At 37.1% G+C, this 13,553-nt stretch carries 16 protein-coding genes; 10 read left to right on the forward strand and 6 right to left on the reverse strand.

Going from position 1 to position 13,553, the window contains the following annotated elements; genetic code table 11:
- The first annotated feature begins 77 nt into the window (after window positions 1-77).
- The 3 genes from J2Y67_RS03130 to J2Y67_RS03140 all read left to right on the forward strand — a co-directional run bounded on the left by J2Y67_RS03130 (window position 78) and on the right by J2Y67_RS03140 (window position 2,919).
- Window positions 78-833, forward strand: coding sequence for an LCP family protein (locus J2Y67_RS03130; protein WP_310170478.1), 756 nt, complete (start codon window positions 78-80; stop codon window positions 831-833).
- A 265-nt stretch (window positions 834-1,098) separates the two neighbouring features.
- Window positions 1,099-2,025 (forward strand): CobW family GTP-binding protein, encoded by a 927-nt coding sequence (locus J2Y67_RS03135; protein ID WP_310170480.1) that lies wholly within the window; start codon window positions 1,099-1,101, stop codon window positions 2,023-2,025.
- 75 nt (window positions 2,026-2,100) lie between these two features.
- Window positions 2,101-2,919 carry a hypothetical protein gene (locus tag J2Y67_RS03140; RefSeq protein ID WP_310170482.1) on the forward strand — a complete coding sequence of 273 codons (819 nt, stop codon included), beginning with the start codon at window positions 2,101-2,103 and terminating at the stop codon, window positions 2,917-2,919.
- A 49-nt stretch (window positions 2,920-2,968) separates the two neighbouring features.
- Here the strand turns inward: J2Y67_RS03140 and J2Y67_RS03145 are convergent, their stop codons facing one another.
- Window positions 2,969-3,211 carry a DNA alkylation repair protein gene (locus tag J2Y67_RS03145; RefSeq protein ID WP_310170484.1) on the reverse strand — a complete coding sequence of 81 codons (243 nt, stop codon included), beginning with the start codon at window positions 3,209-3,211 and terminating at the stop codon, window positions 2,969-2,971.
- 84 nt (window positions 3,212-3,295) lie between these two features.
- On the opposite strand from J2Y67_RS03145, the gene J2Y67_RS03150 reads away from it, so the two are divergent.
- On the forward strand, window positions 3,296-3,577 hold the full coding sequence (locus J2Y67_RS03150; protein WP_310170486.1) for a hypothetical protein: 282 nt from the start codon (window positions 3,296-3,298) through the stop codon (window positions 3,575-3,577).
- Between the two features lie 45 nt (window positions 3,578-3,622).
- On the opposite strand, the gene J2Y67_RS03155 is transcribed toward J2Y67_RS03150, so the two are convergent.
- Together J2Y67_RS03155 and J2Y67_RS03160 are read right to left on the reverse strand one after the other, a co-directional pair.
- Window positions 3,623-4,099, reverse strand: coding sequence for an Hsp20/alpha crystallin family protein (locus J2Y67_RS03155; protein WP_310170488.1), 477 nt, complete (start codon window positions 4,097-4,099; stop codon window positions 3,623-3,625).
- Between the two features lie 57 nt (window positions 4,100-4,156).
- Window positions 4,157-4,633 (reverse strand): Hsp20/alpha crystallin family protein, encoded by a 477-nt coding sequence (locus tag J2Y67_RS03160; RefSeq protein WP_396954038.1) that lies wholly within the window; start codon window positions 4,631-4,633, stop codon window positions 4,157-4,159.
- Between the two features lie 197 nt (window positions 4,634-4,830).
- Between J2Y67_RS03160 and J2Y67_RS03165 the strand changes: the two genes are divergently transcribed.
- Together J2Y67_RS03165 and J2Y67_RS03170 are read left to right on the forward strand one after the other, a co-directional pair.
- Window positions 4,831-5,625: an SDR family oxidoreductase gene (locus J2Y67_RS03165; protein WP_310170492.1), complete on the forward strand. Its 795-nt coding sequence runs from the start codon at window positions 4,831-4,833 to the stop codon at window positions 5,623-5,625.
- Between the two features lie 132 nt (window positions 5,626-5,757).
- Complete coding sequence (locus J2Y67_RS03170; RefSeq protein WP_310170494.1) at window positions 5,758-5,916, forward strand: hypothetical protein; 159 nt, start codon at window positions 5,758-5,760, stop codon at window positions 5,914-5,916.
- Between the two features lie 85 nt (window positions 5,917-6,001).
- Here J2Y67_RS03170 and J2Y67_RS03175 read toward each other — a convergent pair whose 3' ends face one another.
- On the reverse strand, window positions 6,002-6,562 hold the full coding sequence (locus tag J2Y67_RS03175) for a GNAT family N-acetyltransferase (RefSeq protein ID WP_310170496.1): 561 nt from the start codon (window positions 6,560-6,562) through the stop codon (window positions 6,002-6,004).
- Between the two features lie 293 nt (window positions 6,563-6,855).
- Window positions 6,856-7,992 (reverse strand): amidohydrolase, encoded by a 1,137-nt coding sequence (locus J2Y67_RS03180; RefSeq protein ID WP_310170498.1) that lies wholly within the window; start codon window positions 7,990-7,992, stop codon window positions 6,856-6,858.
- 292 nt (window positions 7,993-8,284) lie between these two features.
- Between J2Y67_RS03180 and J2Y67_RS03185 the strand changes: the two genes are divergently transcribed.
- The 3 genes from J2Y67_RS03185 to dapF all read left to right on the forward strand — a co-directional run bounded on the left by J2Y67_RS03185 (window position 8,285) and on the right by dapF (window position 10,678).
- Window positions 8,285-8,608, forward strand: coding sequence for a DUF4870 domain-containing protein (locus J2Y67_RS03185; RefSeq protein ID WP_310170499.1), 324 nt, complete (start codon window positions 8,285-8,287; stop codon window positions 8,606-8,608).
- Window positions 8,609-8,834: 226 nt separating this feature from the next.
- A complete protein-coding gene (locus J2Y67_RS03190; protein WP_310170501.1) occupies window positions 8,835-9,611 on the forward strand; it encodes a hypothetical protein in 777 nt (258 codons plus the stop codon).
- A gap of 83 nt (window positions 9,612-9,694) precedes the next feature.
- Window positions 9,695-10,678: a diaminopimelate epimerase gene (dapF, locus tag J2Y67_RS03195; RefSeq protein ID WP_310170503.1), complete on the forward strand. Its 984-nt coding sequence runs from the start codon at window positions 9,695-9,697 to the stop codon at window positions 10,676-10,678.
- A 9-nt stretch (window positions 10,679-10,687) separates the two neighbouring features.
- Here the strand turns inward: dapF and J2Y67_RS03200 are convergent, their stop codons facing one another.
- Window positions 10,688-12,526 (reverse strand): DNA ligase D, encoded by a 1,839-nt coding sequence (locus J2Y67_RS03200; RefSeq protein ID WP_310170505.1) that lies wholly within the window; start codon window positions 12,524-12,526, stop codon window positions 10,688-10,690.
- A 130-nt stretch (window positions 12,527-12,656) separates the two neighbouring features.
- On the opposite strand from J2Y67_RS03200, the gene ku reads away from it, so the two are divergent.
- On the forward strand, window positions 12,657-13,508 hold the full coding sequence (gene ku, locus J2Y67_RS03205) for a non-homologous end joining protein Ku (RefSeq protein WP_310170507.1): 852 nt from the start codon (window positions 12,657-12,659) through the stop codon (window positions 13,506-13,508).
- Window positions 13,509-13,553 lie beyond the last annotated feature (45 nt).

Here is a 13,553-nt window from a genome sequence, read left to right on the forward strand (position 1 = left end):
TTTATTTACCCATGTATATTTCTTCAGCTGTTTTCCGAAAATGGACAGTAACAATCAGGATAAAGTTGGTGTTTGTTATGAGGAAACTAGTAATCGTAGTGATTGCACTTTCTTTTTTGGGGTATGGTCCGTTAAAATCGCTGTTTCATTTTGCTAAAGAATCAGCTAATGAGTTACAACTTTCTGAGCAAAAGGAGTCTGCTAATTTTTTAATTACTGAAAATAACTCAAACTCCCATGCATCAAAAACAGGTGCCGGAGTTATTGTTCAATATGATCAAGAAAACCATAAAATAAAGGCGGGTTCCGTTTTATTACCGGTAATAAAAACGGCCAACAGTACACCTAATTTCAATGAATTAAAGCAAACGGTGCAAAACAATTATGGAGTTTCCATTGATCATATTTTTATGCTAAACCCCTCATCGATAAGTAAAATCATTGATCAGCTTGCGCCGGAGGGTGTGAAAATCAAGGGAGTGAACAATCCATTACATGGAAAAGACGTACTTGCTTTCATTCAGCAGGAAGCAGTGAACCCTGAAAATACTGAGGAATTAAAAACGATTCTATCCTCGCTGAAAAAAGCAATTAAAAATCAATCCTCTGATAAATTATTGTCGATAGCACCGTCCATTATCAATGAAGCTGTTAATAGCATGAACACTGATTTAGGCAAGGGACAATTAGTAGGTTTGGGTTTATCAGCAATCATGAATCCAATCACCAAAATTGAACCATTGCAATTTGCCAAGGGAAATGAAAAGGAAGATTCAGCAACTGTGAATTCAATTCTGGAAGAGGAAGAGCAATCGAAAGCGATCATTAATTAAGGCTCTTTTCGTAAACTTTGTTGCTTTTGGAGCTTAATAAGGTTCATTTACTAAGTTTGTAGGCAATTTTCGCAAATATTCTTACGAAAAGATGCCACGAAGCATATAGTTATACGGGTTGATGAACTTATACGAAAAACAACAATCTATGCGAAAATAGCCTTAATTAAAAAGCGGATGGAAGCTCATCTGCTTTTTTCTTTTTACATTTTAATATTTTCGCTATAATGAAGGGATGTAAAAATGAAAAAAGGCAGGATATAGGATGAAAAAATCTGAAGTTTATATTTTATCCGGATTTTTAGGAAGCGGGAAAACTACTCTTTTAAAACGGATACTAGAAGAGGAACATAAGAAGGGAAGAAAAGTAGCCGTCATGATGAATGAGCTGGGGGAAGTGTCCATTGATTCAGATGCTGTCGATGAGGACGTTGCTTTAAAAGAATTACTTGGCGGATGCATTTGTTGTTCGATTCAGGATAAGCTAGAGGCGCAGCTTCAAGGATTACTAATCAATGATAAACCAGATGTGATTTACATCGAAACAACGGGGGCAGCGCATCCTGTTGAAGTGTTAGATGCGATTCTCTCGCCGCTTTTTGCAAATGTCTTACATATTAAGGGTATTGTCACTACCGTAGATGGCTTGAGATGGGTGAATCGGAAGTCCATGAGCCCTCAGCTTCAGCAATTAATTTTAGAGCAAATTAGACATGCTGATTTTATTATCGTGAATAAAATGAGTGAGTTATCGGACTCGGAACAAGCGAGAATTAATTTTGAGATTCAATCATTGAATTCAAAAGCAAGATGTTTGTTAACGAACTATTCACAGGTTTCGCTTAATCAGCTAAAAGAATTATCCGTTTCTTATCCGGATAAAACAAATGCTCGCATAAGCCAGAAAGATCTAAATTTATCTACTTTTGTTTACCAATTTCGCGGACCGGTCAGCCATACAAGGTTTGAAGAGTTTTTAAAAGCTTTACCTGATACAATATACCGAATGAAAGGGTATCTAAAATTTGATCCCAATAGTAATCCTTTTTTATTTCAATTCTCCTACGGTATGCCATTATATATGAGGGAACAAATGAATTTACCGTTAAACCTTGTTTTTATTGGGGAAAACATTGATTGGGACCAAATTAAAACGGCGCTTGAGCGGCTTGAAAATGATTTTGAAAATTAGCATGTGGATGAATGATATTTTGGTCTTCAGGTAACTCTTAAAATGTAGTTATATTTCATGGAAATGGGGGGTTAGATGAAGAAGGCAGCTGTATTCTTATTATTTATTCTTATCCTCCTTAATGGCCAAGCTGTAAGTGCAACAGATATCAGTTATAAGATTGAAATGCTCCCTTGGCAAGATGTCAATGATATTTTACCAAAGTACACAAAGTTTATTGTTTTGGATGTGGAGACCGGGAAACAATTTAAGGTACAAAGACGTGCAGGCAGCCATCACGCGGATGTACAGCCATTGACCGCTAAGGACACAAAGATCATGAAAAAAATCTATGGGGGAAAATGGAGCTGGAACCGCCGGGCGATTATCGTTATTCATAAAGATCAATGGATAGGCGCTTCGATGCATGGAATGCCGCATGGTGCAGGGGCCTTGAAAAATAATTTTCCAGGTCATTTCTGTATCCATTTTTATGGGAGTACGACACATCGGACAAACTCCATGGACTTATCCCATATGTTAATGGTTTTAAAAGCTTCAGGAAAACTGGATGAGTATTTGGGAAAGGCAAACCCATATGAGGTCGTGAATGCGTATATTACGGGATTTAAACAGCAGGATGCAAAAATTATTTCGACGCCTTCCTTGCAAAAAATTAAGTGGAAACCGGTCCTTGCAAAAATTGAAACGGTGAGAATCTCAAGGTTACCTATGCTTCCACCAGAAGACTTAACAGAACAAATTAGTTTGGATGTTCCCATTGAAATTGATTGGTACATAAAAAATAGAGGAAGACAAACATTTAACGGTCAAATTCATATGGTGCGATTTTCACCCAACGAGGGATGGAAAATTGATTCAAAGCAATTTTTAAAAGAGAATTATTTACAATAAAATAGAACACCTTTATAAATGAAGAGGACATTTATAAAGGTGTTCTATTTTATGGCTGTTCTCCAAATTTAACAAAGGTCCGCTCATCTTCGATAAGTCCGCAAGCTCCGCATTGTATGCGGAATTCAGGTCCTTTATACGGGATATGAAAGGGTTCTAATTCCGTTGCACTATACTCTCTTACGACCACACCGGATTGTGGGTCTAGCTTGACCGAGTGTGCAACTTGATCAATAATATTAAATCGACTGCGGTTGGTTTTACAATTTGGACATCTATATGGGGTAGACATAAATTTCTCCTTTCCAAAAAGTTTGTCTTTTTTATTTTTTACAAAATACAAGGAAATATGTAACAATAACTTGAGGTGATTTAAATGCCAACTGGGTTGGAGTTTTTTGATTGGTTATTGGATCAATACAGAAGTGTCTGGAATAATCGATTATTAAGTGTTGAAAATCGGAACAGTGAGGAAATACTAAAGGAAGCGATAAAAAGAGAATTATTAGATGAAAACTCGCACCCTCGGGTTCGGAAAAACAAATATGAAAAATATTATTCCGCAATCAAAAGACTGATGGATTCAAATATTTCGCTTGAAACAAAAGTGCATTTAATCGAGGTTCATAATCAAATAATGGACGAATTAAATGCTTAAATTAGAAAGACAGCCAAACAAGGCTGTCTGCGTCTTCGAAATCCTTTATTCAGGAGTAAGCTGATCAAAGGTAATGGGAATCGTCTCGATTTCCTCTTTATTAATCGGCATGAAAATGAACAATATGCCAGTTCGTATTTCCGTTCGAATTTGACTGATTTTAATGGGAAAGGGGAGGACTAGTTCCTTATTAAAAGTCTGATTTGCTCTTTCCTTAATAAAATATTTTCTGCCTTTCTGTAAGGTATTAAATTCTCCTGTCATGGTCAAAAGCTGTTGATTGACGGTAATATGAAGATCTTCCTTACGCATACCCGGTATTTCGGCTTCAATTACAAGAATATCATCGGTTTCATATAAATCGCATTTTGGAAAAGAACTTTGTATTTTTGTAAAGGGGCTAATGGAGGGGCTATTTTTAATCTTCTCAACACTTTTTTCATCGAAGATTTGCTCCCAAAAAGAATCTGCTTGAAATCTTTGGGTCAATTCCAGCCATTTTTTAAGTTTATCCATTTCCATTCAACCACCACCTTAATTCATCATATTTTACATAACCAAAAACATACCATGAAATATTTACATAATTTCAGTAACGTCAATTTGGGAAAACTGCATATCGATATTTTTTGGGATTTTTACTTCGAGTGTTCCATCTTTATAATTTGCTGAAGCGCCTTTCTTTTTAACAATTGCTGGTAGTGTAATTGTATGTTTATCTTCATATTGGGGGATATGTTCGACAATAAGCTGGTTAGAAGTGTGGTAAATACGCAGCTGCTTGAGCCATTCCTCACTTTTAATCGGAATCCTTACATAAACAAAGTCATGTGTTTCAAATGCTGATGAATTTAATACACCATTGGCAGGCTGCTGGGTAGAGGTTCCTGAAGTGAATCCATTAAACATTTCGTTTGGATTCATCATCCCGCGCATGCTTCCGGGAATTATCTTTCCTATTAGGTCCTGGACATAATTATTGATTTCTTCAGGTTTCATGCTTTGCAGGTTATTCTTCATATCCTTATTAAAAGGGAACATATTAAAAGGGAACATTTTTTTCATCCTTTCAACTGCCTAAAAAAGGTTCTTATTCGTCCTACATCATACTATGCTGGTAGTCGCCTATCCGTTATTAAAACCTACTTTTCTCAGTTGAATTAGAAGGGATAATGTTTAAAATTTGCATATATAATCAAATCTTTTTAACATATAGTAAAAAGATAAATTAAAAAATAGAGAGGTAATGGTTTGTGAAGAAAAAAACCGCATTGATTACCGGAGGGGCAACCGGCATTGGAAAAATCACCGCTCTACAACTTGCAGAAAAAGGATATCAGCTGATTATTAATTATCGAAACAGTGAAATAGAAGCAAAAAGACTTGTAAAGCAACTTGAGGAGAATTTTGGGACTGAATGTCTTTTAGTTCAAGGGGATGTAGCCAAACAAGAAGATTGTCTACGAATGGTTAATCAAGCCTTAGTAAAATTTCCTTCGATTGATGTCTTAATCCATAATGCAGGACCATACATACATGAAAGAAAAAAACTAACGGACTATTCTTTTGAAGAATGGAGTTATTTATTAAATGGAAATTTGTCAGCTGTTTTTTATTTATCAAAGCTGACGATTCCAATTATGAGAAAAAATAAATGGGGAAGAATCATTACCATGGGGTTTGATCGAGTTGAAACAACACCGGGGTGGATTTACCGTTCTGCTTTTGCTGCAGCTAAAACAGGACTTGCTTCTCTGACAAGAACGATTGCCATTGAAGAATCGATGCATGGAATTACAGCCAATATGGTAAGTCCAGGTGATATTACCGCTGCTTGGAAAGAAAAGTTAATTGAACAATCATTTTCTTCAGAAGATGAGCTTACCACTGTTGGCAGACCGGGGACAGGTGAAGATATTGCAAGAGTGATTTCCTTCCTTGTTGATGAAAAATCAGGTTTTATTACCGGAAGTATTATCCCCGTGACCGGGGGAATAGATGTATTGGGTAAAGGATTGAAAGACGAACATAATATAAAGGAGTCCTAATGGAACATTAGGACTCCTTTTGTATGCTTGCTTTTTGAAACCATTCCTACTGCAAAGGCGCATACATGGAATGAAACAGGTTTTTTTGGTGGATAATAGAAGTGAATCATCAATGGAAAGGAGCAAAGGAAAATGAGCTTTAATATTAATCGAATTAATCCTAATCAAACCCAGATATTTTTTCATGATGGTCGATTTGAAACGTTAACCAATGAGGAATTAGAAGAATTTTTGCTCCAGATGGGTATAAGTGAAATGAATGAAACAATCGAACAAAGCGTCACGGATTAACAGTAGTAAAATGATGACTATGCACCCAAGGGCGCTTAGTCTTTTTTCTTTAAAAAGAAAAGCAATCGGCAGCGGCCGATTGCTTTTAAGCTTCTAATAAATGAGTAGAATCTGTTTGAAGAGAGTCGTTCCTCATTAAATAGAAGGTATATTGATCTTTTGGAATTTCATATAAATCGTAAACCTCACCATTGGCATTTAATTGCTCATACAATGATTTTCGTGTCTCATTTGCTTTGATGACATAAGGAAGTTTCTCCGCAGCTTTAATGGAGCGTATATTTACCTTACGGATTCTCATATATATCGTTTCAATTCCGGTCTCATAGAAAAGTTCGCTAAAAAATGCCTCTTTGGCTGCATTATTATACCCTTTTCCATGATATGGTTTTCCTAGCCATGTTCCCAAAAATCCTGCACTGTCTTCAATGTCAAACAAATTAATCGTACCAATTGGGGAGCCCCATTCATCCAGAATGGTGCGGGAAATTAATTCACCGCGTTCTTCAGCTTCAATGGTTTTCTTTGTAACGAATAAAAATTCGTCATACGATGATGCTTTTTGGCGAACAAAAGGGAAGACATCTGGATGCGTCATTAGTTCGTAAAGTGTATGGCTGTCGTGTAGATCTCTTTTCTTGAGCATGTATACCCCTCCATTTAGGGCAATCCGATCCCATGTCAAAAGAAAACGGCCCACCCTCGAAATTTTTTATAAAATTGCTAAAAAATTTCGGGGTGGGAATCGAACCCACTAGAACCAGTAAACTGGTGGCGCACCATTTGCCTTCCCTATATCATTTTTTTGAAAAACAAAAATTAAAATAATCCCCCAAATTCAAGTTACCATTAGTCTCATCAAAAGTATGATACCATAAAAAAAGAAAAAAAATAAATAGGTTTTTGTTTGTTTTTCTACTAAAATTTTTTGGCAATTTTCTACAAGGTTTTTGCCTCTTCAAAAACCATTTCTCCACCAATCATCGTCCATTTTGGTTTTGCTAGATAATGGAGGGGATGGTGGCTCCATAATACAAGGTCAGCATCTTTTCCTTCTTCAATGCTTCCAAGACGGTGGTCAATTTTTAAATTTTTTGCCGGAAAAATTGTTATTCCTTCTAAAGCTTTTTGTTCCGGTAAACCTTCTCTAACAGCGATTCCTGCACAAATATTCAAATATTGAATCGGCGTATAAGGGTGGTCGGTGGTAATTGAAACTTCTACCCCATGATTGGTAAGTTCCTGATAAGTTTTCCAAGTTTTATTTTTTAATTCGACTTTAGACCTTCTTGTTAAGGTAGGTCCGACTGAAACCTTTAGGTTCAACCCAGCTAATTCATCGGCAATTAAATGTGCCTCAGTACAATGTTCAATTCTCAGGTCAAGATTAAATTCTTCCGCAAAACGGATGGCTGTAATGATATCATCCGCTCGGTGGGCATGGATCCGAACGGGGATTTCCCTTTTTAAGGCCATAACTATCGGAGCAATCCTAAAATCCTCTGGATTATCAGCGTAAATGGCTTGATAAAATGCCTCGCGTAGCTTACCCATTATGCCCATTCTTGTAATAGAGTCGCTATTTCCATGACTGTGGATTCTTTTTGGGTTTTCACCTAACGCAATTTTTAATCCCGCAATTTCTTGTACCAGCATTTTTTTTATATTTTTACCGGTAGTTTTAATCACCGATGTTGTCCCTCCGATTATATTTGCACTTCCCGGCATAATATGAACGGTAGTAATCCCGCTCCGAACAGCATCTGAAAAAGCGGCATCTAACGGGTAGGCACCATCGAAGGCCCGTATATGCGGGGTTAGCGCCTCGGCTGTTTCATTCGCATCGTTTCCTGCCCAACCCGTGCCTTCATCATAAAGTCCAAGGTGGGTATGGACATCAATAAAACCTGGTAAAAGATAGGCATTCTGACAATCAATTATTTTTACATTAAAGTCGGTGATGATATGCTGTCCAACTTTAGCGATTTTTCCCTTTTCAATTAAAACATCCCCTGAATGAATAGGATCGGTGGTAATAGGGTACACCGTTGCATTCTTCAAAAGTATTTTTGTCATATTTAAACCTTTCTTCCTATTTTTCATGTATTTAACTGTTTTACCAAGCAGTATATTTTCCGAAAAAAGTTAAAAATGTTCCGAGCGGATAACTTTTACTCTTATATATGCAAAAAAGCCCAATTTTGAAACTGTTTCACTTATTTATATTTTTAAGTTATTTTGCCCGTGTTCCCTGTTTTAAGCCTGAAATAAATAAGCGGATTTTACCAGAAAGAATGAAATCTTTTCCGGTATGGAGCGTACATATAAAAGAATGGAATATTTTCAGATGTAAAAGGAGGGAGTTTTGTTGGTTAAAAGTGAAGAAAGGCTGTTGGCAGCATGTCTTTATATAGTGAGTTTTATTTTTCCGATTATTGGTCCATTAGTCATTTGGCTAATTAAAAAGGACGAATCATCATTCATTGATTATCACGGAAAAGAGTATTTTAACTTTTTTATTTCCTATACCATTTATTGTATTATAGGCGGGATTTTAACGATAATAATTATCGGTATTGTTGCCTTGTGGGTTTTAGGGATTGCAGCGGTGGTTTTTACCATCATAGCTGCTATAAAAGCGTACGAAGGCCAAGAATACCGGTTTCCATGGATTTTCCGTTTAATTCAATAGAAAAATTTATAACAGCCCGGCAAAAATAATTGCCGGGTTTTGAACGTTTGTCTAGGTCAAACCTAAAAGGCATTTCAGTTTGAGTGAGAAAATAGCAAAATATGTGAATTCAAATGATTAAGAGACTTTTTCGAAGGTCTCTTTTTTGTTTTACGAAAATTCTCTATCATTTTTTTTCATTCATTTAATAGACTGATATAAGAGGAATTGATAAGGAGTTTTCATAATGAAAATAGATCAATATTACCGCGAATCCGCATGTCTTAGCCTAAATGGCAGCATCGCTGCACTAATTCCTACAGTTTTTATTACTTTAGCAGACCTTTCTTTTTTCAAAAATAAGGATTTGATCCTGTTAACCATCCCTTTTATAATTTACAGCTTTATTAGCTTTCAAATCTACTTATTCAAAGTTAGACAAGCAATCCGGATAAAAAGAAATTTATTGAGATCTCGTAATTTCTACCATTCCATTTTTGAGACAAGTCATTTATTAGTGGTTTATTTACCAAAGCGCTTACAGCTCTTTTTTCCAGATGGACACCTAGCAGGAGAGATAAAAAAATACCGTGGGAAAAAGGTTGGTTTTCCGGTATTTTCCAAAATATATGCGCTTTATGATTTGAATAATCAAGTAATTGGAATTTTCAAGGTTAATAAAGGGAAGTATCACAAAATTGAGGTATATGACCGGAACCAGGTTTATCGAGGATATTATCAAATACAGAAATTAAACTTTCGAAAATATAAAAAAGAGCTTTTTAATGCAAATGGAAGGTTTATTGGGGCGGTGGAAGGAGCTTCCCATTTTATGGATGAGAAGATTATGAATTCCGCCAATCGCCAATTAGGAAGGTTACGCAGAGGCTGGATGCCGCTCGAATGGAGTAATTTTTTTCCGGAGCCCAATACCCCGGTTCTTTCATTTCCGGATCGTTTGTCCGAACAGGACAAGCTTTTACAAATGTCCTTTCTCGTTAACGAATATTTCATTGAAAGATAAGTAGGAGGTTTTCGTTCCTTTCCCAGCCAGAATTTGATACTATAATGAATAAATGCTATCACGTGAAGCTGGAGGGTTTTATAGTGCAAATCAACTTAATTAAAGGGCATGGTTCTGGAAATGATTTTCTTTTGATTGATGAAATTTCGAATTCCTATACATTTTCTGAAAAAGAAAGGGCTGAGCTGGCAAAGATTTTATGTAACCGAAATTCTGAACTCGGTGCAGATGGAATTCTGTTCATGATGAAAAGCGATCATGCAGATGGAAGAATGAGGGTATTTAATGCCGATGGTTCGGAAGCCTCAATGTGCGGAAATGGACTTCGCCTTGTTTCACGATATATTTGCGAAATGCTACAACAGGATGCAGCGGTTATTGAAACAATGAAGAAAGACTTAAAGGTGAGCAGACAAGCTGATATATATCCTGCTGTGACAACTTATCAAGTAGAAATCTCTCCTGTATCGTTTTTATTGGAGGATTTGCCATTACAATTAAATCAGCCGGTTTTAAAAAATGAAAAAATTTCCGAGCTATCTGAAGAACTAAACTTTACCGCATTAGCGGTACCGAATCCGCATTTGATTGCCATCGTTGAAACCGGGCAAATTCAATCAAATCTTCAAAAAGAATTAAGTGAAAAGGTTAATCGGCCGAATCAATTGTTTCCTGATGGTGTCAATGTAAGCTTTGTAAAAGCCTTAGACAAGGGAAATATTTATGTGAGAACATTTGAACGAGGTGTGGGTTTTACAAATGCCTGTGGTACGGCAATGTCTGCCTCTACTCTTGTTACCTGCTTGAATGGGTTAAATGATTTTGAAAAGGTTGTAAATGTTTATAATAATGGCGGCAAGGTTCAATGTGTGGTTCATCAAAACAATGAAACCTACCATATTGATTTGATCGGAAATGCTACCTATTTGTATACGGCTTCCATAGATGTTCAATTAGAAACAGGCATTTATACCATAACAGCAAAAGAGGATTTATCGGAACAGGCAGCATACGAAAAACTTCAATCAGAGGCGCAGGCGTTTTTGGATGACGCAATGAAAGGATAAGGACTCCCCTTATCCTTTTTTATTCGATTTCAAAACCTCCAAAACAGGGGCAAATGGCTGTATCTGCTTGGTTGAAAAATAATGACGAAATGGATCCCCCTGTTTACGGACGCGATTCAGGGCATTTTGCATATTAAAATGTACTGATTCAATTTTCTCGTTTACCTCTTCCCAATAAAGAGGTGTCGCTACCCCGGCATGTTCATTCCCCCTCATCGAATAAGGAGCAACAATCGTTTTTCCTTCACCATGCTGGATATAGTCCACATACAAGCGATTCCCTCGGTTTTTTTTCATTCGCTCGATTGTAAACGAATCAGGGTCACGTGATATTAAGTAGTCGGCAATAAAGCTTGTGAACAGCCTTGTATCATCATAGGTAAACGTATTTTCAGGTAAAGGAAGGTAAATTTGTAATCCTTTATTTCCTGATGTTTTGATAAAGCCAATCAGGTTCAATTGATCAAGGACTTCTTTTATTAGCAAAGCGGCTTTTACCGCTAAATGAAAAGCATCCTTTGACGGTGGATCTAGATCAAAGACGATTTCACTTGGACCTTTGCTATAAATGGTTTGAAACGGAACATGAAATTCAATGGCCAATTGATTTCCGAGCCAGATTAGTGTTTTAAGATGGTTACAAAGGATATAATCGATATTTTCATGTTTAAAGGTTTCTACGAATTCCGGAGCATAATCAGGACAGTTTTTTTGATAAAAAGGTTCCCCAAACATTCCGTGCGGGAAGCGAATGACCGTTAAGAGACGGTTTTCCAGAAAGGGCAGCATATACGGGGAAATTTCCCTTAAGTAAAGAATGAAATCTGCCTTTTGAATATTTAGGTTATCCCAGAGCGGTTTATCCGGGTGTGTGATGTCTAAGTCCTCCGGAAGATTTTTTTGTTGGAATAGGAAGTGGTCATACGTGCAATCCGCTGGCTCTAAATCAAAGCGGAACCGGTCGAAATGCGGCTCGCGCAACTGTCCTTCATATAACTCTAAATATTTTATTTCCAGGCAAATGGCCGGCTCCACATAAATAAACTGTTCATCTTCCTTTATCTTATTTTGTTTAATGGTTTGTTGAAGCGCATTTTTTTCATCCGGTTTAAATCCAAAAAGGACCTGGCCAATCGGGTGAATCTTTTTATCTTGATACACCCCCACATAAAAATAACCATTCGCTTTTTCGAAGGAGGTTATAAAACAGCTTACATATTTCCAATTTTTATACTTCAGCCACTGGGTTGAACGCTTCCCTTCCTCCCATAGACTGTTTTGCTGCTTGGCGACAATCCCTTCGCCATCAAAGAGAACAACCTTTTCCCAAAGCTCATCAAAATTTTCGTATGCTTTCACATGCTGTACTAACTGATTTGAAAAAGGGTCTGCTTCGAGATGGAAGTGGAGTATTTCAAACAGTTTTATCAGTTCATTTTTTCGTGCAATAAAAGGCTTAGCATGAAGGGGGTTCCCTGAAATTTTAAGAGCATCAAAAATCATCAGCTGACATGGGGCGTTTTGTGCCTGTTCGTTAATTTTCATCTCTGACTTTAATCGTCCCCGTACTTGAATGGCAGAAAAATTGGCTTTGCACGGATTATCCAAAAATACAAGCTCCCCATCCAGCTTCAGTGGTAAAAAGGCTTCGAATTCCCTTTGATATTTCAATAAAAATTCTTCTATCTCTGGGAATTGGGGGATGAGGGGCTTTCCATTCCTGCTTGTTAACGTAATCCCCGCTGAATTCCATTCCAATAGTGCCCGGAATCCATCATATTTCACCTCGTACAGCCAATCGGAATGAACAGGACGTTCAAACGTCAGACTTGGAAGCATCGGTTTCATCTAGATTGGTCCCTTCTTTTTTCCTTTATTTTGTTTCAAATTGGCACTCTTCATCCTTTTCCAGTTGTTTATAGGAATGACAGGTTTGTCCGATTAGCAAAATAATAATAAAAAGAATGGAGAATCAGCTATGCATACGATGTGGAAGGGAAGTATCAGTTTTGGACTCGTGAATATTCCCATTAAGCTCCATACGGCGACGGAAGATAAGGATATTAAACTTCGGACCCTTCATAATAAATGTCATGCTCCAATCAAATATGAAAAAATCTGTTCCGTTTGTGAAGAAGAAGTAAAACCTGAGGATATCGTTAAGGCTTATGAATACACAAAGGGAAAATTTGTCGTGCTTGATCATGACGATCTTGAAAAGTTAAGGAAAGAAAATGAAGATAAAGCCGTTGAAATTATTGATTTTGTTAAAATCGAACAAATTGATCCGATTTATTTTGACCGCAGCTATTATATGTCTCCTAACGAGGGGGGCGGAAAAGCCTATTCCTTATTACGTAAAGCTTTGCAAGAAACTGGGAAGGTTGGACTTGCGAAAATTGTAATTCGTTCCAAGGAACAAATGGCTGTGATTCGGGTATATGAGAATACATTGGTGATGGAAACCATTCATTATCCTGATGAAGTGCGAAATGCAAGTGATGTCCCTAGTGTTCCTTCAGATGATAAAGTTACGAAAAAAGAATTGGATACAGCCATCATGCTGATTGACCAATTAACAACCGATTTTACACCGGAAAAATATACGGATGAATACCGGACGTCCTTATTAGAATTAATTGAGTCCAAACGGATGGAAAAAGAAACGGTGACGCCTGCTGCGAAGGAGGCTCCAACTAACGTTACCGATTTAATGGCAGCCTTGCAGGCCTCGATTGATCGCACCAGACCGGAAAATGCCGCTACACCGAAGAAAAAAGCTGCCGCATCAAAGAAAAAGACCGTTTCAAGAGTGAAAAAAGAAGCATAGTTCCAAGTTACTGCCGATTTGAATTCAGGTCAAATCGGTTTTTTT

The sequence above is a fragment of the Neobacillus niacini genome (assembly GCF_031456445.1).
Classification (GTDB): Bacteria; Bacillota; Bacilli; order Bacillales; family Cytobacillaceae; genus Neobacillus; species Neobacillus niacini_I.

Excerpts from the sequence above, each read along its gene's own strand:
- J2Y67_RS03160 (WP_396954038.1), bottom strand. The coding sequence starts at position 4,633 with ATGTTCCCTTTTAATATGTTCCCTTTTAATAAGGATATGAAGAATAAC.
- ku (WP_310170507.1), top strand. The coding sequence starts at position 12,657 with ATGCATACGATGTGGAAGGGAAGTATCAGTTTTGGACTCGTGAATATT.
- J2Y67_RS03130 (WP_310170478.1), top strand. The coding sequence starts at position 78 with ATGAGGAAACTAGTAATCGTAGTGATTGCACTTTCTTTTTTGGGGTAT.
- J2Y67_RS03190 (WP_310170501.1), top strand. The coding sequence starts at position 8,835 with ATGAAAATAGATCAATATTACCGCGAATCCGCATGTCTTAGCCTAAAT.
- J2Y67_RS03140 (WP_310170482.1), top strand. The coding sequence starts at position 2,101 with ATGAAGAAGGCAGCTGTATTCTTATTATTTATTCTTATCCTCCTTAAT.
- J2Y67_RS03145 (WP_310170484.1), bottom strand. The coding sequence starts at position 3,211 with ATGTCTACCCCATATAGATGTCCAAATTGTAAAACCAACCGCAGTCGA.
- J2Y67_RS03180 (WP_310170498.1), bottom strand. The coding sequence starts at position 7,992 with ATGACAAAAATACTTTTGAAGAATGCAACGGTGTACCCTATTACCACC.
- J2Y67_RS03155 (WP_310170488.1), bottom strand. The coding sequence starts at position 4,099 with ATGGAAATGGATAAACTTAAAAAATGGCTGGAATTGACCCAAAGATTT.
- J2Y67_RS03175 (WP_310170496.1), bottom strand. The coding sequence starts at position 6,562 with ATGCTCAAGAAAAGAGATCTACACGACAGCCATACACTTTACGAACTA.
- J2Y67_RS03170 (WP_310170494.1), top strand. The coding sequence starts at position 5,758 with ATGAGCTTTAATATTAATCGAATTAATCCTAATCAAACCCAGATATTT.
- J2Y67_RS03135 (WP_310170480.1), top strand. The coding sequence starts at position 1,099 with ATGAAAAAATCTGAAGTTTATATTTTATCCGGATTTTTAGGAAGCGGG.
- J2Y67_RS03200 (WP_310170505.1), bottom strand. The coding sequence starts at position 12,526 with ATGAAACCGATGCTTCCAAGTCTGACGTTTGAACGTCCTGTTCATTCC.
- J2Y67_RS03150 (WP_310170486.1), top strand. The coding sequence starts at position 3,296 with ATGCCAACTGGGTTGGAGTTTTTTGATTGGTTATTGGATCAATACAGA.